This window comes from Pantoea phyllosphaerae (assembly GCF_051025595.1).
Lineage (GTDB): Bacteria > Pseudomonadota > Gammaproteobacteria > Enterobacterales > Enterobacteriaceae > Pantoea.
Map to the genome: position 1 here is coordinate 50,642 of NZ_JBPFDE010000003.1, position 18,001 is coordinate 68,642.

The 18,001-nt window shown below is 58.9% G+C and carries 17 protein-coding genes; 16 read left to right on the top strand and 1 reads right to left on the bottom strand.

All coding sequences use genetic code 11. The annotated features are described in order from the left end of the window. Positions 1-56: 56 nt before the first annotated feature. From miaB to ACR6A7_RS05670, 9 genes are all read left to right on the top strand, one after another. Complete coding sequence (miaB, locus tag ACR6A7_RS05630; RefSeq protein WP_434123861.1) at positions 57-1,493, top strand: tRNA (N6-isopentenyl adenosine(37)-C2)-methylthiotransferase MiaB; 1,437 nt, start codon at positions 57-59, stop codon at positions 1,491-1,493. A gap of 204 nt (positions 1,494-1,697) precedes the next feature. Continuing rightward, complete coding sequence (locus ACR6A7_RS05635; RefSeq protein WP_434123862.1) at positions 1,698-2,759, top strand: PhoH family protein; 1,062 nt, start codon at positions 1,698-1,700, stop codon at positions 2,757-2,759. Continuing rightward, complete coding sequence (ybeY, locus tag ACR6A7_RS05640; RefSeq protein ID WP_434123863.1) at positions 2,756-3,229, top strand: rRNA maturation RNase YbeY; 474 nt, start codon at positions 2,756-2,758, stop codon at positions 3,227-3,229. Before ACR6A7_RS05635 ends, ybeY begins: the two co-directional genes overlap by 4 nt. 81 nt (positions 3,230-3,310) lie before the next feature. Then, positions 3,311-4,192: a CNNM family magnesium/cobalt transport protein CorC gene (gene corC / locus ACR6A7_RS05645; RefSeq protein WP_434123865.1), complete on the top strand. Its 882-nt coding sequence runs from the start codon at positions 3,311-3,313 to the stop codon at positions 4,190-4,192. Positions 4,193-4,196: 4 nt separating this feature from the next. Next, positions 4,197-5,720, top strand: a complete 1,524-nt coding sequence (lnt, locus tag ACR6A7_RS05650; RefSeq protein ID WP_434123866.1) for an apolipoprotein N-acyltransferase — start codon at positions 4,197-4,199, stop codon at positions 5,718-5,720. A 418-nt stretch (positions 5,721-6,138) separates the two neighbouring features. Beyond that, the gene (locus ACR6A7_RS05655) at positions 6,139-7,038 is read left to right on the top strand and encodes a glutamate/aspartate ABC transporter substrate-binding protein (RefSeq protein WP_434123867.1); all 900 of its coding nucleotides are present in this window, start codon (positions 6,139-6,141) and stop codon (positions 7,036-7,038) included. A gap of 155 nt (positions 7,039-7,193) precedes the next feature. Next, the gene (locus ACR6A7_RS05660; RefSeq protein ID WP_033788922.1) at positions 7,194-7,934 is read left to right on the top strand and encodes an amino acid ABC transporter permease; all 741 of its coding nucleotides are present in this window, start codon (positions 7,194-7,196) and stop codon (positions 7,932-7,934) included. Then, complete coding sequence (gltK, locus tag ACR6A7_RS05665; protein ID WP_434123868.1) at positions 7,934-8,611, top strand: glutamate/aspartate ABC transporter permease GltK; 678 nt, start codon at positions 7,934-7,936, stop codon at positions 8,609-8,611. The genes ACR6A7_RS05660 and gltK overlap by 1 nt, the downstream gene beginning before the upstream one ends. After that, positions 8,612-9,337, top strand: coding sequence for an amino acid ABC transporter ATP-binding protein (locus ACR6A7_RS05670; protein WP_434123869.1), 726 nt, complete (start codon positions 8,612-8,614; stop codon positions 9,335-9,337). A gap of 240 nt (positions 9,338-9,577) precedes the next feature. Here the strand turns inward: ACR6A7_RS05670 and ACR6A7_RS05675 are convergent, their stop codons facing one another. After that, positions 9,578-10,066, bottom strand: a complete 489-nt coding sequence (locus ACR6A7_RS05675) for a zinc ribbon-containing protein (protein ID WP_434123871.1) — start codon at positions 10,064-10,066, stop codon at positions 9,578-9,580. 224 nt (positions 10,067-10,290) lie between these two features. Here ACR6A7_RS05675 and leuS point away from each other — a divergent pair, with 224 nt between their 5' ends. From leuS to mrdA, 7 genes are all read left to right on the top strand, one after another. Beyond that, a complete protein-coding gene (leuS, locus tag ACR6A7_RS05680) occupies positions 10,291-12,873 on the top strand; it encodes a leucine--tRNA ligase (protein ID WP_434123873.1) in 2,583 nt (860 codons plus the stop codon). A 14-nt stretch (positions 12,874-12,887) separates the two neighbouring features. After that, on the top strand, positions 12,888-13,481 hold the full coding sequence (lptE, locus tag ACR6A7_RS05685; protein ID WP_434123874.1) for an LPS assembly lipoprotein LptE: 594 nt from the start codon (positions 12,888-12,890) through the stop codon (positions 13,479-13,481). Next, positions 13,478-14,509 carry a DNA polymerase III subunit delta gene (holA, locus tag ACR6A7_RS05690; protein WP_434123875.1) on the top strand — a complete coding sequence of 344 codons (1,032 nt, stop codon included), beginning with the start codon at positions 13,478-13,480 and terminating at the stop codon, positions 14,507-14,509. Before lptE ends, holA begins: the two co-directional genes overlap by 4 nt. Then, positions 14,502-15,146: a nicotinate-nucleotide adenylyltransferase gene (nadD, locus tag ACR6A7_RS05695; protein ID WP_434123876.1), complete on the top strand. Its 645-nt coding sequence runs from the start codon at positions 14,502-14,504 to the stop codon at positions 15,144-15,146. Before holA ends, nadD begins: the two co-directional genes overlap by 8 nt. 119 nt (positions 15,147-15,265) lie before the next feature. Continuing rightward, positions 15,266-15,583, top strand: a complete 318-nt coding sequence (rsfS, locus tag ACR6A7_RS05700; protein WP_434123877.1) for a ribosome silencing factor — start codon at positions 15,266-15,268, stop codon at positions 15,581-15,583. A gap of 3 nt (positions 15,584-15,586) precedes the next feature. Further along, complete coding sequence (rlmH, locus tag ACR6A7_RS05705; protein ID WP_033751828.1) at positions 15,587-16,057, top strand: 23S rRNA (pseudouridine(1915)-N(3))-methyltransferase RlmH; 471 nt, start codon at positions 15,587-15,589, stop codon at positions 16,055-16,057. Between the two features lie 34 nt (positions 16,058-16,091). Then, complete coding sequence (gene mrdA / locus ACR6A7_RS05710) at positions 16,092-17,996, top strand: peptidoglycan DD-transpeptidase MrdA (protein ID WP_434123878.1); 1,905 nt, start codon at positions 16,092-16,094, stop codon at positions 17,994-17,996. The last annotated feature ends 5 nt before the right edge of the window (positions 17,997-18,001 follow it).

Genomic DNA, 18,001 nt, shown 5'->3' on the forward strand with positions numbered 1-18,001 from the left:
TCACAACAGCGTCAAAGCATTACAATACGCGCCCTGCACCTCACTGCACTGAATCAATGGCTAGTTCGACAATGAAAAAACTGCATATCAAAACCTGGGGCTGTCAGATGAATGAGTATGATTCATCCAAGATGGCTGACCTGCTAAACAGCACCCACGGCTACACGCTGACCGAGGAAGCTGAAGAGGCGGACATTCTGCTGCTCAACACCTGCTCAATTCGCGAAAAGGCGCAGGAAAAAGTTTTCCACCAGCTGGGACGCTGGAAAAGCTTAAAAGAGCGCAACCCTGATTTGATTATCGGTGTCGGCGGCTGCGTGGCGTCGCAGGAAGGGGATCATATTCGCCAGCGCGCCAGCTATGTGGATATCGTATTCGGCCCGCAAACCCTGCATCGCCTGCCGGAAATGATCAACAGCGTGCGCGGCAGCAAAAGCCCGGTCGTGGATATCAGCTTCCCGGAAATCGAAAAATTCGACCGCCTGCCGGAACCGCGCGCGGAAGGCCCCACCGCCTTTGTCTCCATCATGGAAGGCTGTAACAAATACTGCACCTTCTGCGTTGTGCCCTATACGCGCGGCGAAGAGGTCAGCCGTCCCTGCGACGATATCCTGCTGGAGATCGCGCAGCTGGCAGCGCAGGGCGTGCGAGAAGTCAACCTGCTCGGCCAGAACGTCAACGCCTATCGCGGCGCGACTTTCGACGGCGAAATCTGCACCTTTGCCGAACTGCTGCGCCTGGTGGCCGCCATTGACGGCATCGACCGCATCCGTTTCACCACCAGCCACCCGATCGAATTCACCGACGACATTATCGAGGTCTACCGCGACACGCCTGAGCTGGTGAGCTTCCTGCACCTGCCGGTGCAGAGCGGCGCGGACCGCATTCTGACGCTGATGAAGCGCGCCCATACCGCGCTGGAGTACAAAGCGATTATCCGCAAGCTGCGCGCCGCGCGCCCGGATATCCAGATCAGCTCTGACTTTATCATTGGCTTCCCTGGGGAGACCCAGCAGGACTTCGAACAGACCATGAAGCTGATCGCCGACGTCAACTTCGACATGAGCTTCAGCTTCATCTACTCCGCGCGTCCCGGTACGCCGGCGGCGGATCTGCCGGACGACGTCACGGAAGAGGAGAAAAAGCAGCGCCTCTATATCCTGCAGGATCGCATCAACCAGCAGGCGATGGCCTGGAGCCGCCGTATGCTCGGCACGGTGCAGCGCATTCTGGTGGAAGGCACCTCGCGTAAAAACGTCATGGAGCTGTCTGGCCGTACCGAAACTAACCGCGTAGTGAACTTCGAAGGTTCACCGGCGATGATTGGCAAATTCGTCGATGTGGAGATCGTCGATGTCTACACCAACTCACTGCGCGGCAAAGTGGTTCGCACCGAAGATGAGATGGGCCTGCGCATCGTCGAAAGCCCGGCATCGGTTATCGCGCGCACGCGCAAAGAGAACGAGATCGGCGTCGGTACCTTCCAGCCTTGATACGCGCTTCACTCCGCGGCGGCGCCTGCTGCGTCGCCGCTCTTTTCTTCTGCTCGCCCTTGGTTTCTGGACGCGCTGCCCAAATATCATTAGCGATGCTTGCGCCCCGGCGACATGCCATAAATAATTTCTCAAAATGCCGTCGTTAATTAACCCGGCATCAGCACACATTCTAACTGGCCCTGAGTGACCCAAAGGATTCGTTTGAATATCGAAACTCGTGAAATCGCCCTTGAACCGGCAGATAACCGCCGACTGATGAGCCTGTGCGGTCCGTTCGACGACAACGTCAAACAGCTTGAGCGTCGTCTGGGCATTGAAATCAACCGTCGCGACAACAGCTTTAAGCTGGTTGGGCGCGCGCTCTGCGTCAACGCCGCTGAAGATATTCTGCGTACCCTTTACGTCGATACCGCGCCGGTGCGCGGCGTTATCCCGGATATCGATCCAGAGCAGATCCATCTGGCGATTAAAGAGAGCCGCGTGCTGGAGCAGACCGCCGACAGCGTGCCAGACTTCGGCAAAGCGGTGCATATCCAGACCAAACGCGGCGTCATTAAGCCGCGCACGCCGAATCAGGCGCAGTACATCGCCAATATTCTCGACCACGACATTACCTTTGGCGTCGGCCCGGCCGGTACGGGTAAAACCTACCTTGCGGTTGCGGCGGCGGTGGATGCGCTGGAGCGCCAGGAGATTCGCCGTATTCTGCTGACGCGTCCGGCGGTGGAAGCGGGCGAAAAGCTCGGCTTCCTGCCTGGCGACCTGAGCCAGAAGGTCGATCCCTACCTGCGTCCGCTCTATGACGCCCTGTTCGAAATGCTCGGCTTCGAGCGCGTCGAAAAGCTTATGGAGCGCAACGTAATTGAGGTCGCGCCGCTGGCCTATATGCGCGGCCGCACGCTGAACGACGCCTTTATCATTCTTGATGAGAGCCAGAACACCACCATCGAACAGATGAAGATGTTCCTGACGCGCATCGGCTTCAACTCCAAAGCGGTGATCACCGGCGACGTCACGCAGATCGACCTGCCGCGCAGCACCAAGTCGGGACTGCGTCACGCCATTGAAGTGCTCTCCGACGTCGAAGAGTTGAGCTTTAACTTCTTCCACAGCGAAGACGTGGTGCGTCACCCGGTTGTCGCGCGAATCGTCACCGCCTATGAAGCCTGGGAAGAAGCGGACCAGAAACGGCGCGACAAGCTGGCGGAAGAGCGCAAACGCGACGCGCTGGCGGCGCAGATCGAAGCACAGGAGAGTAAATGAGCCAGGTGATTCTTGATCTGCAGCTGGCCTGCGAACAGACTGGCGGCCTGCCTGACGAGGCCGCTTTCCAGCGCTGGCTGGAGGCGGCGGTTACCCCTTTTCAGCCGGAAAGCGAAGTCACCATTCGCCTGGTGGACGAGGCGGAGAGCCATGAGCTTAATCTGACTTATCGCGGCAAAGATAAGCCGACCAATGTCCTCTCTTTTCCCTTCGAGGCGCCGCCGGGCATTGAGCTGCCGCTGCTGGGCGACCTGATTATTTGTCGTCAGGTAGTGGAGCAAGAGGCGGAAGAGCAAGGTAAAAGCGTTGAAGCGCACTGGGCCCATATGGTGGTGCACGGCACGCTGCATCTGCTCGGCTATGACCATATCGAAGATAGCGAAGCGGAAGAGATGGAAGGGATTGAGACGGAGATAATGCTTGCTCTTGGTTATCCCGATCCGTACATTTCGGAAAAAGAAGACGCCTGAGCCGCTGGCTCAGTTTATCCCGCTGTCGGCGAGGACGCCGACAGCAACCACCCTCACCAGAGAGATCTCTAAAAAAACGCCATGAGCGACGACCATTCTCAAAACAGCGACGCACCCAGTAGTAAAAAGGGATTTTTTTCCCTGCTTATCAACCAACTGTTTCACGGCGAACCGCAAAACCGTGATGAACTACTGGAGCTGATCCGCGACTCCGAGCAAAAAGAGCTGATTGACGAAGATACCCGCGACATGCTCGAAGGGGTGCTGGATATTGCAGAGCAGCGCGTGCGCGACATCATGATCCCGCGTTCGCAAATGATTACCCTGAAGCGCAACCAGACGCTGGACGAGTGCCTGGATGTGATTATCGAATCTGCGCATTCACGTTTCCCGGTAATCAGCGAAGACAAAGACCATGTCGAAGGCATTTTGATGGCGAAAGATCTGCTGCCGTTTATGAGCAGCGAATCAGAGCCGTTCAGCATGGAAAAAGTGCTGCGCCCGGCGGTTGTGGTGCCGGAAAGCAAGCGCGTCGACCGCATGCTGAAAGAGTTTCGTTCTCAGCGCTATCATATGGCGATCGTTATTGATGAATTCGGCGGCGTCTCCGGCCTGGTCACCATCGAGGATATCCTTGAGCTGATCGTCGGTGAAATCGAAGATGAGTATGATGACGAGGAAGATCGCGATATCCGTCAGCTGAACCGTCAGACCTATACGGTGCGCGCCCTGACCCCGATTGAAGATTTCAACGAGGTGTTCGGCACGCAGTTCAGCGACGAAGAAGTGGACACCATTGGCGGACTGGTCATGCAGGGATTCGGCCATCTTCCCGGACGGGGAGAGAGCATTGACATCGACGGTTACTATTTCAAAGTCGCGATGTCCGACAGCCGTCGCATCATCCAGGTGCACGTCAAGATTCCGGAAAACGCGCCGTTACCCCAACTGGATGACGAATAACCCTATGTCATTGGCCTTACTTTACCCGCGCCAGCGGGTACGTTTGTTGCTGGCGGTAGTAACGGGTGCCCTCGGCACCCTTGCCTTCTCACCCTATGATTTCTGGCCCGCCGCGCTGCTGTCGCTGGGCGGCCTGCAGCTGCTGACGCTGGATCGGCGCAGCGGCCAGGCCACCGCTATCGGTTTCGCCTGGGGATTTGGCCTGTTCGGCAGCGGCATTAACTGGGTCTACGTCAGTATCGCCACCTTTGGCGGCATGCCCGGCCCGGTCAACGTCTTCCTGGTGGTTTTGCTGGCCGCCTGGCTGTCGCTCTATCCTGCGCTCTTTGCCGGCGTGCTTAACCGCCTCTGGCCGCGTGCGACGCTGTGGCGCCTGGCGCTGGCCGCGCCGGCGCTGTGGCAGCTTAGCGAATTTCTGCGCGGCTGGGTGCTGACCGGCTTTCCCTGGCTGCAGTTCGGCTATAGCCAGATCGACGGCCCGCTAAAAGGGCTGGCCCCGCTGGCGGGCGTGGAAACCCTGACCTTTATTCTGATGATGGTCGCAGGCCTGCTGGCTTACGCCCTTCACCAGCGCAGCGTGAAAAGCGCGGTCGCCGCGCTGCTGCTGCTGGCGCTGCCGTGGCCGCTGCGTTATATCCACTGGACCCAGCCGCAGCCGGCGCGCAGCGTCGAGGTGGCGCTGGTTCAGGGCAATATTCCGCAGTCGATGAAGTGGGATCCGCAGCAGCTGCTCAACACGCTGCGCGCCTACAACGGCCTGAGTCAGCCGCTAATGGGCAAGGCCCCGCTGATTATCTGGCCGGAGTCAGCGATTACCGATCTGGAAAGCAATCAGCAGCCCTTTTTGCACGCGCTGGACGGCGAACTGCGCCAGCGCGGCAGCGCGCTGATTACCGGCATCGTCGATTCCCGCCTGGAGCAGAACCGCTATCACGACTACAACTCGGTGATCGTGCTGGGCGGCGAGAAGCCCTACAGCTATCAGAGCATGAACCGCTACCAGAAAAACCATCTGGTGCCGTTCGGCGAGTTCGTGCCGCTGGAGAACCTGCTGCGCCCGCTGGCGCCCTTCTTCGATCTGCCGATGTCCTCTTTTAGCCGCGGCGACTATCTGCAGCCGCAGCTGCTGGCGGCGGGCTACCACCTTACCAGCGCCATCTGCTATGAGATCGTGCTGGGCGAGCAGGTGCGCGCCAATTTCCATCCCGACACCGATTTTCTGCTTACCGTCTCTAACGACGCCTGGTTCGGCCACTCTATCGGCCCCTGGCAGCACTTCCAGATGGCGCGCATGCGCGCACTGGAGCTGGGGCGTCCGCTGCTGCGCGGCACCAATAACGGCGTGACCGCTGTGGTGAATGCGCAGGGCGACGTCGAGAAGATCCTGCCGCAGTTCACCCGCGGCGTGCTGCTGGATAAGGTGACGCCGACCACCGGCGAAACGCCTTACGCCCATGCCGGCCTGTGGCCAGTCTGGCTGCTGACGCTGGGTGCCGCGCTGCTGGCGCTGTGGCGCCGCAAAGCCTGACCTGCCGTACACGGCGGTGAGCACCCTGCTCGCCGCTTCTCCCCATATTCCACTCGCTTTCTCGCTCTCTGCCCCGATTTTCTGCTGCGCCGTTGACCTGGCACGATGCTTGCTACCAGTAACCCTGTTTCCTGTAAACCTGGCGGACTAACGCGTTAACGCGAGCTGCGCTGCACCGTTTAAAGGCAGAGCGACGCACCCTGAGCGCGCAACCTGAAAAATACGCCTCAATTTGGTGCGGAACACTTCGCAAAATAAGAAACTTTTTCGTTTCATAACGTTAACAATCCGCTATGTTAGTGAATATTCTTAGCGCGCCGACGCGATGAGATAACAAAAAAAGCAGCAGGAAATACACACAACATCACACATCTGCGCAGTTTATATTCTGCGCGACATCTCTTGAAGGAGTTGGACCATGCAGATTCGCAAAGTGGCACTATCGCTTTTGCTGGCAGGCGTTGCGGCAGCGGGCGCAGCTCAGGCGGAAGACCTCAGCGGCACCCTGAAGAAAATCAGCGATAATGGCGTTATCGTCGTGGGGCATCGCGAGTCATCTGTTCCTTTTTCTTATTACGACAATCAGCAAAAAGTCGTGGGCTATTCGCAGGCTTACTCCAACGCCATCGTCGAGGCGATTAAAGCGAAGCTGAACAAGCCGGATCTGCAGGTCAAAATGATCCCGATCACCTCGCAGAACCGTATTCCGCTGCTGCAGAACGGCACCTACGACTTTGAGTGCGGCTCGACCACCAATAACCTCGAGCGCCAGAAGCAGGCGGCGTTCTCCGATACCATTTTCGTTATCGGCACGCGTCTGCTGGTGAAAAAAGGCGGCGACATTAAAGATTTCGCCGATCTGAAAGGCAAAACCGTGGTCGTGACCTCCGGTACCACCTCGGAAGTGCTGCTGCATAAGCTGAACGACGAGAAGAAAATGGATATGCGCATCATCAGCGCGAAAGACCATGGCGACTCGTTCCGCACGCTGGAAACCGGTCGCGCCGTCGCCTTTATGATGGATGACGCCCTGCTGGCCGGCGAACGCGCCAAGGCGAAGAAGCCGGATAACTGGGAGATTGTCGGCACGCCGCAGTCGAAAGAGGCCTATGGCTGTATGCTGCGTAAAGATGACGCCCCGTTCAAAACGCTGGTGGACGATACCATCGCCAAAGCGCAGACCTCGGGCGAAGCCGCGAAGTGGTTCGACACCTGGTTCAAGCAGCCGATTCCGCCGAAGAACCTGAACCTGAACTTCGATCTCTCGGCAGATATGCAGGCGCTGTTCAAAACGCCGAACGACAAAGCACTGAACTAACAACGACAACAAGGGCGGCCTCGCTGCCCTCTCGATTGCTGAAAACCCGGCGCGGACAGACAAGCTGCTCAGGTCGTTCCCCTGAAGCAGGCAATACAGACGCCGTTCATCAATCTTCAGGGTAGCTTAGCTACCCTTTTTTACCGGAGCTCGTTATGGGTATCGACTGGAACTGGGGCATCTTTCTCGAACAGGCCCCGTTCGGCAACACGACCTACCTTGGCTGGCTGTGGTCCGGATTTCAGGTGACCATTGCGGTCTCCTGCTGCGCCTGGATTATCGCCTTTCTTGTAGGATCCTTATTCGGCATTCTGCGCACCGTGCCTAACCGCCTGCTTTCGGCGATCGGCACCTGCTACGTAGAGCTGTTCCGCAACATTCCGCTGATCGTGCAGTTCTTCTTCTGGTATCTGGTGGCGCCGGAGCTGGTGGGCGAGAAGCTCGGCATGTGGTTTAAATCGGAGCTGGACCCCAATATCCAGTTTTTCACCGCGTCGGTCATCTGCCTCGGCCTGTTTACCGCCGCACGCGTCTGCGAGCAGGTGCGTGCCGCCATTCAGTCGCTGCCGCGCGGGCAAAAGAACGCCGGTCTGGCGATGGGCCTCACCCTGCCGCAGACCTATCGCTATGTGCTGCTGCCCAACGCCTACCGTGTGATTGTGCCACCGATGACGTCGGAAATGCTCAACCTGGTAAAGAACTCCGCTATCGCCTCGACCATTGGGCTGGTGGACATGGCGGCGCAGGCGGGCAAACTGCTCGACTACTCGGCGCACGCCTACGAATCCTTTACTGCGATTACGCTGGCCTATATCGCCATAAACCTGGTGATTATGCTGATCATGAGTCTGGTGGAGCGCAAGGTGCGCCTGCCGGGTAATCTGGGAGGAAAATAATGTACGAGTTTGACTGGAGTTCCATTCCTCCCAGCCTGCCCTACCTGCTTAACGGTATGGTGATTACGCTGAAGATTACCGTGACTGCGGTGGTGTTCGGCATTATCTGGGGCACGCTGCTGGCGGTAATGCGGCTGTCGAGCTTTAAGCCCATCAGCTGGTTCGCCAAAATTTATGTCAACCTGTTCCGCTCGGTGCCGCTGGTGATGGTGCTGCTGTGGTTTTATCTGGTGGTGCCGAGCTTTCTGCAGCAGGTGCTGGGGCTGTCGCCCAAAACCGATATCCGCCTGATTTCCGCCATGGTCGCGTTTTCGCTGTTCGAAGCGGCCTATTACTCAGAAATTATTCGTGCCGGCATTATCAGTATCTCACGTGGGCAGGGTAACGCCGCGCTGGCGCTGGGCATGACGCAATGGCAGGCGATGCAGCTGATTATTCTGCCGCAGGCGTTTCGCGCTATGGTGCCGCTGCTGCTGACGCAGGGCATCGTGCTGTTCCAGGATACCTCGCTGGTCTATGTCTTGAGCCTGGCGGACTTTTTCCGCACCGCATCGACGATTGGCGAGCGTGACGGCACCCAGGTGGAAATGGTTCTCTTCGCCGGTCTGGTCTACTTCGTTATCAGCCTGAGCGCATCGATGCTGGTCAGCTATCTAAAAAGAAAAAGGACGGTTTAAATGATTAACCTGAAAAATGTTTCTAAGTGGTATGGTCACTTTCAGGTGCTGACCGACTGCACGACCGAAGTCCAGAAAGGGGAAGTGGTGGTCGTATGCGGGCCGTCAGGCTCGGGCAAATCGACCCTGATCAAAACCGTTAACGGCCTGGAGCCGATTCAGCAGGGCACCATTCTGGTGAATGGCACCGAAGTGAACAACAAGAAAACCAATCTGGCGCAGCTGCGCAGCAAGGTTGGCATGGTGTTCCAGCACTTCGAGCTGTTTCCCCATCTCAGCATCATCGATAACCTGGTGCTGGCGCAGGTGAAGGTGCTGAAGCGCGACAAGAGTGCCGCGCGGGACAAAGGCCTGAAGCTGCTGGATCGCGTCGGGCTGACCGCGCATGCACAGAAGTTTCCCGGCCAGCTGTCGGGCGGCCAGCAGCAGCGCGTGGCGATTGCGCGCGCGCTCTGCATGGATCCTATCGCCATGCTGTTCGACGAGCCGACCTCGGCGCTCGATCCGGAAATGATCAACGAAGTGCTCGATGTGATGGTAGAGCTGGCGCAGGAAGGCATGACGATGATGGTGGTGACGCACGAAATGGGCTTCGCCCGCAAAGTGGCGAACCGCGTCATTTTTATGGATGAAGGCAAGATTATCGAAGACACGCGTAAAGACGACTTCTTTAATAATCCACAGTCAGATCGCGCGAAAGATTTCCTGGCGAAAATTCTGCACTGATTATCCTGACGCACGTCATCAACCACTGAACGACGACGCATTTGCCAGGCAAGCGGATGGGATGGCGCGAAGTACAAAGCGTGCCGCGCGTTTTAAACACCCCAACACCTTGGCCCGTGCCGGGCGCACCTCATGGATGAGGGGCATATCCACACGGGCCACACGAGCAGGGAGGCGCAAAACGCCTTTACGATCGGGCTATCTCCTCCGCATTAGCCCAATCGCCCCGCTCGCCTCTTTTTACGGCTCAAACGGCTGGCGCTGGAACTGATCGTGCCCGCACTCCGGGCAGCGCGTTAATGTCTCTGGGGTATAAATCGCGCGCGTGAAGTGACATTTCTCGCACACCAGATTGCCCAGCCCCACCACCTCGCCGCTCTGATACACGCCGTGATGATGGAGATCCTGAAACACCTCGCGCCACTCCAGCTGGCTTTTATCGGTAATATCCGCCAGCTCCTTCCACAGGCTCTCACGTATAATGCGCATAAACAGCGAATCATTCGCCTTCTCTGGCTGATGGATCTCCTGATAGCTGCGTGCAAACTCCTCTAAATCGCGTCGAACCGCCGCCAGCGCCTGGTCGATCTCGCCCGGCGTCGCGGAGTCGCTGGCCATGAGCTGCTGACGTCGCGACGTCACCAGCGCGTCGATATCCCGATCGCCCTGGCGCAGTCGCTCCGTCAGCGCGGCCAGGGATTCACGGTAAATGTGCGCCACTTTGTTCATTTTATTCTCCTTTCTGCGCGGGTAAGCCAGCTTTAAGTTTAGCCGCTTTGCGCCGTTTGCCGCGTTGTTTAGCAAAGCGAATCGCAATATGAGAGCAGGATGCGGCCTTCCGCGAGAAATCGCCGCAACAGGGCGGTGAAGTGTTGTTGACCGGCAGCCATATGGGTATGCTATGCGGATCTTAAAGTAAGCTAAGCGTTATTCATTAAGGACCACAGGCTGCCATGCAAGAGCAATACCGCCCGGAAGAGATAGAATCCCGCGTCCAGCAACACTGGGACGAAAACCAAACGTTCAAAGTGACCGAAGATGAGAGCAAAGAGAAATATTACTGCCTCTCCATGCTGCCCTATCCTTCCGGCCGCCTACATATGGGCCACGTGCGTAACTACACCATTGGCGACGTGATCGCCCGTTACCAGCGTATGCTCGGCAAAAACGTGCTGCAGCCGATCGGCTGGGACGCGTTCGGCCTGCCAGCGGAAGGCGCGGCGGTAAAAAACAACACCGCGCCCGCGCCATGGACCTATGACAACATTGACTATATGAAGAACCAGCTGAAACTGCTGGGCTTCGGCTATGACTGGAGCCGCGAGCTGGCCACCTGCAAGCCGGAATATTATCGCTGGGAGCAGTGGTTCTTCACCAAACTCTATGAAAAAGGCCTGGTTTATAAAAAAACGTCTGCGGTGAACTGGTGCCCGAACGATCAGACGGTGCTGGCTAACGAACAGGTTATCGACGGCTGCTGCTGGCGCTGCGACACCAAAGTCGAGCGCAAAGAGATCCCACAGTGGTTCGTTAAAATCACCGACTATGCCGACGAGCTGCTTAACGACCTCGATACGCTGGAAGAGTGGCCGGAGCAGGTCAAAACCATGCAGCGCAACTGGATTGGCCGTTCCGAAGGGGTCGAGATCACCTTTGACGTCGCCGACAGCGAAGAGAAAGTGACCGTTTACACCACGCGTCCGGACACTTTCCTTGGCGCCACCTACGTCGCGGTCGCCGCTGGCCATCCGCTGGCAGTGCAGGCGTCGATGGGCAACCCGGTGCTGGCTGACTTTATCGCCGAATGCCGCAATACCAAAGTTGCTGAAGCAGACATGGCGACGATGGAGAAAAAAGGCATGGCGACCGGCCTGTTCGCCATCCATCCGCTGACCGGCGACAAAGTGCCGGTCTGGGTCGCCAACTTCGTGCTGATGGAGTACGGCACCGGCGCCGTCATGGCGGTTCCGGCGCACGACCAGCGCGACTGGGAGTTCGCCACCAAATACGATCTGCCGATTAAACCGGTGGTGCTGAGCCAGGACGGCGGCGAGCCGGACGTCAGCGCCGCCGCAATGACGGAAAAAGGCACCCTGTTCAACTCCGGCGAATTCAGCGGCCTGAGCCATGAAGCGGGCTTCAACGCTATCGCCGACGCGCTGGCCGCAAAAGGCGTCGGCGTGCGCAAGGTCAACTACCGTCTGCGCGACTGGGGCGTCTCCCGTCAGCGCTACTGGGGCGCGCCGATTCCGATGGTGACGCTGGAAGATGGCACCGTGATGCCGACGCCGGAAGATCAGCTGCCGGTGATCCTGCCGGAAGATGTGGTGATGGACGGCATTACCAGCCCGATAAAAGCGGACCCGGAGTGGGCGAAAACCACCGTCAACGGCCAGCCAGCGCTGCGTGAAACCGACACCTTCGATACCTTTATGGAGTCCTCCTGGTACTACGCGCGCTACACCTGCACCAACTATGATGAAGGCATGCTGGATCCAGCTGCGGCAAACTACTGGCTGCCGGTCGATCAGTATGTCGGCGGAATCGAACACGCCATCATGCACCTGCTCTACTTCCGCTTCTATCACAAGCTGCTGCGCGATGCGGGCCTGGTCACCTCAAACGAGCCAGCGAAGCGTCTGCTGTGTCAGGGTATGGTGCTGGCGGACGCCTTCTACTACCTCGGCGTCAACGGCGAGCGCAACTGGGTCTCTCCGGTCGACGTCACCGTCGAGCGCGATGAGAAAGGCCGCATCGTGAAAGCGACCGACAGCCAGGGCCGCGAGGTGATCTACGCTGGCATGAGCAAAATGTCGAAGTCGAAAAACAACGGCATTGACCCGCAGCTGATGGTCGAGCGCTACGGCGCAGATACGGTTCGCCTGTTTATGATGTTCGCTTCGCCAGCGGAAATGACGCTGGAGTGGCAGGAGTCAGGCGTCGAAGGCGCAAACCGCTTCCTCAAGCGCGTGTGGAAGCTGGCCTACGAGCATACGGCGAAAGGCGCAACGGTTGCGCTGGATATCAGCAGCCTTAACGACGATCAGAAAGCGCTGCGTCGCGATCTGCACAAAACCATCGCCAAAGTTTCCGACGACATCGGCCGTCGTCAGACCTTCAACACCGCCATCGCGGCGATCATGGAGCTGATGAACAAGCTGGCGCGCGCGCCGCAGGAGAGCGAGCAGGATCGCGCGCTGATGCAGGAAGCGCTGCTGGCCGTCGTTCGCATGCTCTACCCGTTTACTCCGCACGCCAGCTATGTGCTGTGGCAGGAGCTGGGCGGCGAAGGCAGCGTAGATAACGCCGACTGGCCGGTAGCGGACGAGGCGGCGATGGTGGAAGAGTCGCTGCTGGTGGTTGTGCAGGTAAATGGTAAAGTGCGTGGTAAAATTACCGTGGCCGCCGACGCGACGCAGGAGCAGGTTCAGGCTCGCGCCGCCCAGGAACACCTGGTAGCGAAGTACCTTGAGGGCGTCACCATCCGCAAAGTGATTTATGTACCCGGCAAACTGCTTAACCTGGTCGTAGGTTAAGTTCAGGAGGAACTGTGCGACATCTGATTATCAGGCTGTTTGTCCTGTTGGCGGTGATGATCACCGCCGGCTGTGGTTTTCATCCGCGCGGCACCACCCAGGTGCCGAGCGAGCTGAAAACGCTGATCTTGAACAGCGGCGATCCGTACGGCCCGCTGGCGCGCACGGTGCGCCAGCAGCTGCGTATCAACAACGTCACTATCGTTGAAGATACCAGGCAGAATCGTACCGATATCCCGACGCTGCGCCTGGGCGCTGAAACGCAGGGCCGCGACACCGCCTCGGTGTTTATCAGCGGTACGACGGCGGAATACTCGCTGATGATGAACGTGACGGCGCAGGTTCTGCTGCCTGGCAAAGGCATCTATCCGATCAGCACCACGGTGTATCGTTCGTTCTTCGATAACCCGAACGCGGCGCTGGCGAAAGATGCCGAGCAGGATATGATCGTGCAGGAGATGCGTCAGCGCGCCGCAGAGCAGCTGGTGCGTAAGCTGCTGACCGTGCATGCCGCGCAGGTGAACCAGAAAGAGACGCTGCCGGCGTCGGCCAGCGAACCTGCGGTGCCCGCGCCAGCCTCCTCCTCTTCCGCTACCCGTACGCAATGATCAGGATCTATCCTGAGCAACTCGGCGCGCAGCTCCGTGAGGGGCTGCGCGCTTGCTATTTGTTAGCCGGAAACGAGCCGCTGCTGCTGCAGGAGAGCGCTGACGCGGTTCGCGCCGCTGCCGTCGCGCAGGGGTTCGAGGAGCATCTCAGCTTTACGCTTGATGCCCAGACCGACTGGGAAAGCCTCTTTGCCAGCTGTCAGGCGCTCAGCCTGTTCGCTCAGCGCCAGACGATGACGCTGCTCTTCCCGGAAAACGGCCCCAACGCCGCGATGGCCGAACAGCTGAATAAGCTGGCGGGCCTGCTGCATGCCGATATTTTGCTGATTTGCCGCCTGGCGAAGCTGACTAAAGCCCAGGAGAACAGCGCCTGGTTTAAAGCGCTCTCCGCCCATGGCGTGCTGGTGCCGTGCCAGACGCCGGAGCAGGCGCAGCTGCCGCGCTGGGTGGCGACGCGCGCCAAAAGCATGAAGCTCTCGGTAGACGACGCGGCGATCCAGCTGCTCTGCTACTGCTATGAGGGCAATCTTCTGGCGCTGGCGCAGGCGCTGGAGCGCCTGTCGCTGCTCTGGCCCGACGGCAAGCTGACGCTGCCGCGCGTGGAAGAGGCGGTCAGCGATGCGGCGCACTTTACCCCATTTCACTGGGTGGACGCGCTGCTGGCGGGCAAAAGCAAACGCGCGCTGCACATTCTGCATCAGCTGGAAAAAGAGGAGAGCGAGCCGGTTATTCTGCTGCGCACCCTGCAGCGCGATTTGATGACGCTGCTCCACCTGCAGCGCCATCAGGCGCAGCAGCCGCTGCGCGCATTGATGGATCAGCAGCGCATCTGGCAGAATCGCCGCGCGCTGTTTACTGAGGCGCTGCAGCGCGTAGATGGCGTGCGCCTGCAGCGCGCAATTCGCCTGCTGACGCAAATTGAACTTACCCTGAAGCAGGATTACGGGCAGCGTATCTGGCCGCAGCTGGAGACGCTCTCTCTGCTGCTCTGTCATCGACATTTTCCTGCGAGCTTCGCCAGTGTCTGAACTTCACGCCCTGTTCGGCGGCACCTTCGATCCCATCCACTTTGGTCATCTACGGCCGGTAGAGGCGCTGGCGCAGCAAACCGGCCTGGCGCGCGTGCTGCTGCTGCCCAACAACGTACCGCCGCACCGCCCGCAGCCGGAAGCGAGCGCGGCGCAGCGCGTTGAGATGCTGCGCTGCGCCATTCAGGACCGGCCGCTGTTCGATATCGATACCCGCGAGCTGCTGCGCGAAACGCCGTCGTGGACGGTGGCGACGCTGGAGGCGCTGCGCGCCGAACGCGGGCCAGAGCAGCCGCTGGGATTTATCATTGGCCAGGACTCGCTGCTCAACCTGTCGGGCTGGCACCGCTGGCACGATTTGCTGTCGCTTTGTCATCTGCTGGTGTGCAAACGTCCCGGCTATCCGACCGAGATGGCCTCGCCGGAGATGCAGCGCTGGCTGGAGGAGCATCTGGCCGTTAATACCGCGCAGCTGCATCAGCAGCCCGCCGGTTTTATCTGGCTAGCCGATACCCCGCTGGTGAACATTTCTGCCACGGAAATCCGGCAGCGCCGTCACGCCGGCCTGTCGTGCGAAAAGCTGTTGCCGCCAGCCGTTATTGACTATATCGACCGCGCCGGCCTCTATCTCAAATAAGCGCGCGCCGGGCGTATATCGCACGGGCAAAGGCGTGCTATACTGCGCGGCTTAATTTTTTGGCTGCCTTATCGGGGCCAGCAGCCGGCCCGCTACTATCCGTATTAAAGGGGAACCTTTTGCAAGGTAAAGCACTCCAAGAGTTCGTTATTGATAAGATTGATGATCTTAAAGGTCAGGATATCGTCGCGATCGACGTTCAGGGTAAATCCAGCATCACCGACTGCATGATCATCTGCACCGGCACCTCGACGCGCCACGTCTCCTCTATCGCCGATCACGTCGTGCAGGAGTCGCGCGCCGCCGGTTTGATCCCACTCGGCGTGGAAGGCAAAACTGCTGCTGACTGGGTGGTGGTCGATCTGGGCGACGTCATCGTGCACGTCATGCAGGAAGAGAGCCGCCAGCTTTATGAGCTGGAAAAACTCTGGAGCTGACGCGTGAAACTGCAGCTTGTGGCCGTGGGCACGAAGATGCCCGACTGGGTGCAAACCGGTTTCACTGAGTATCTGCGTCGTTTTCCCAAAGATATGCCGCTGGAGCTGGTGGAAGTGAGCGCCGGAAAACGCGGCAAAAACGCCGATATCAAGCGTATCCTGGAAAAAGAAGGCGAGGCGATGCTGGCCGCAACCGGCAAGGGCAACCGTATCGTAACGCTCGATATTCCCGGCCAGCCGTGGGAAACGCCCCAGCTTGCACAGCAGCTGGAGCGCTGGAAACAGGACGGCCGCGACGTCAGCCTGTTGATTGGCGGCCCGGAGGGGTTATCGCCCGCCTGCAAAGCCGCCGCCGAGCAGAGCTGGTCGCTTTCCGCGTTGACGCTGCCTCATCCGCTGGTGCGCGTGCTGGTCGCTGAAAGCCTCTATCGCGCCTGGAGCATCACCGCCAATCATCCTTATCATCGTGAATAACCGGTAAGGCTAACCCCGACATTTTAAGTAGCGGATGAAATTACAAAGCAACGCCTTTCGCGATTACAGTGCCGAGCAAAAACTCTTTGTCCGTCGGGCGTTAATTGCGTTCTTCGGAATTCTGGTGCTCTCCAGTGTGCTGGTGGTCAATCTTTACCACCTGCAAATCCTGCGCTTTGAAGATTACAGTACCCGCTCTAACGAAAACCGCATCAAGCTGGTGCCGGTGGCGCCAAGCCGCGGCATTATCTACGACCGCAACGGCACCGCGCTGGCGCTTAACCGTACCATCTATCAGGCGGAGCTGGTGCCGGAAAAAGTCGACAACCTCAGGCAGACGCTGGAAGATTTGCGCCCGGTACTGGATATCACCGACGAGGACATCGAGGCTTTCGACAAAGAGCGTAAGCGCTCGCGTCGCTTTACCTCGATTCCCGTTAAGGTCGGCCTTAACGACGTGCAGGTGGCGCGTTTCGCCGTCAATCAGTACCGTTTTCCCGGCGTTGAGGTGAAAGGCTATCAGCGTCGCTACTACCCCTACGGCCCGACGCTGACGCACGTCGTCGGCTACGTCTCCAAAATCAACGATCGCGACGTGGCGCGCCTCGATAAAGAGGGCAAGTGGCCGAACTACGCCGCGACGCACGATATCGGCAAGCTGGGCATCGAAAGCTACTACGAAGATGTGCTGCACGGCATTACCGGCTATGAAGAGGTCGAGGTGAATAACCGCGGCCGCGTGATCCGCCAGCTGCACGAGCAGTCGCCACAGGCGGGGCGCGACATCTGGCTGACCATCGATCTCAAGCTACAGCAATACATCGAAACGCTGCTGGCCGGCAGCCGTGCAGCGGTGGTGGTCAGCGATCCGCGCACCGGCGAAATTCTGGCGATGGTCTCCACGCCCAGTTACGATCCCAATCTTTTCGTTGACGGTATTTCGAGTAAAGATTACCGCGGCCTGCTCAATGACGAAAACCGCCCGCTCTATAACCGCGCCATTCAGGCTTCCTATCCGCCCGCCTCGACGGTGAAGCCCTATGTGGCGGTCTCCGCGCTGAGCGCTGGCGTCATCAACCGCAATACCAGCCTGTTCGATCCGGGCTGGTGGCAGTTGCCTGGCTCGGAAAAGCGTTACCGCGACTGGAAAAAGTGGGGCCACGGCCGCCTTAACGTGACCAAATCGCTGGAGGAGTCGGCGGATACCTTCTTCTACCAGGTGGCGTATGACATGGGTATCGATCGCCTGTCGGAGTGGATGAACAAATTCGGCTACGGCCACCGCACCGGCATCGATCTGCCGCAGGAGAGCGCAGGCAACATGCCCACACGCGACTGGAAGATGAAGCGCTTTAAAAAGCCATGGTATCAGGGCGACACCATTCCGGTCGGCATCGGCCAGGGTTACTGGACCGCCACGCCGCTGCAGATGAACAAGGCGCTGATGATCCTGATTAACGACGGCGTGGTCAAAGTGCCGCACCTGCTGCGCGCCACCCGCGAGGGACGCACCATGGTGCCCTGGCGTCAGCCACCAGGCGAACCCATTGGTGACATTCACTCCGGCTACTGGGAGATCGCCAAAGACGGCATGTACGGCGTAGCGAACCGCGCAAACGGCACGGCGCATAAGAGCTTCGCCGATGCGCCCTATAAGATCGCCGCCAAATCGGGTACCGCGCAGGTCTTTGGCCTGAAAGAGAACGAAACCTACAACGCGCACAAGATCGCCGAGCGTCTACGTGACCATAAACTGATGACCGCGTTTGCCCCCTATGACAAACCGCGCGTCGCCGTCACCATGATTCTGGAGAACGGCGGCGCAGGCCCGGCCGTCGGCACGGTGATGAGACAGATTCTCGACCACATTATGCTGGGCGACAACAATACGGCTCTGCCGGACGCAGCCCCTACCCCGCCCGGCTACGAAGGTGAATAACGATG

Bases quoted from the DNA above. Each gene is read 5' to 3' on its own strand.
- miaB (WP_434123861.1), top strand. From the start codon at position 57: ATGGCTAGTTCGACAATGAAAAAACTGCATATCAAAACCTGGGGCTGT.
- ybeY (WP_434123863.1), top strand. From the start codon at position 2,756: ATGAGCCAGGTGATTCTTGATCTGCAGCTGGCCTGCGAACAGACTGGC.
- corC (WP_434123865.1), top strand. From the start codon at position 3,311: ATGAGCGACGACCATTCTCAAAACAGCGACGCACCCAGTAGTAAAAAG.
- lnt (WP_434123866.1), top strand. From the start codon at position 4,197: ATGTCATTGGCCTTACTTTACCCGCGCCAGCGGGTACGTTTGTTGCTG.
- ACR6A7_RS05655 (WP_434123867.1), top strand. From the start codon at position 6,139: ATGCAGATTCGCAAAGTGGCACTATCGCTTTTGCTGGCAGGCGTTGCG.
- ACR6A7_RS05660 (WP_033788922.1), top strand. From the start codon at position 7,194: ATGGGTATCGACTGGAACTGGGGCATCTTTCTCGAACAGGCCCCGTTC.
- gltK (WP_434123868.1), top strand. From the start codon at position 7,934: ATGTACGAGTTTGACTGGAGTTCCATTCCTCCCAGCCTGCCCTACCTG.
- ACR6A7_RS05670 (WP_434123869.1), top strand. From the start codon at position 8,612: ATGATTAACCTGAAAAATGTTTCTAAGTGGTATGGTCACTTTCAGGTG.
- ACR6A7_RS05675 (WP_434123871.1), bottom strand. From the start codon at position 10,066: ATGAACAAAGTGGCGCACATTTACCGTGAATCCCTGGCCGCGCTGACG.
- leuS (WP_434123873.1), top strand. From the start codon at position 10,291: ATGCAAGAGCAATACCGCCCGGAAGAGATAGAATCCCGCGTCCAGCAA.
- holA (WP_434123875.1), top strand. From the start codon at position 13,478: ATGATCAGGATCTATCCTGAGCAACTCGGCGCGCAGCTCCGTGAGGGG.
- mrdA (WP_434123878.1), top strand. From the start codon at position 16,092: ATGAAATTACAAAGCAACGCCTTTCGCGATTACAGTGCCGAGCAAAAA.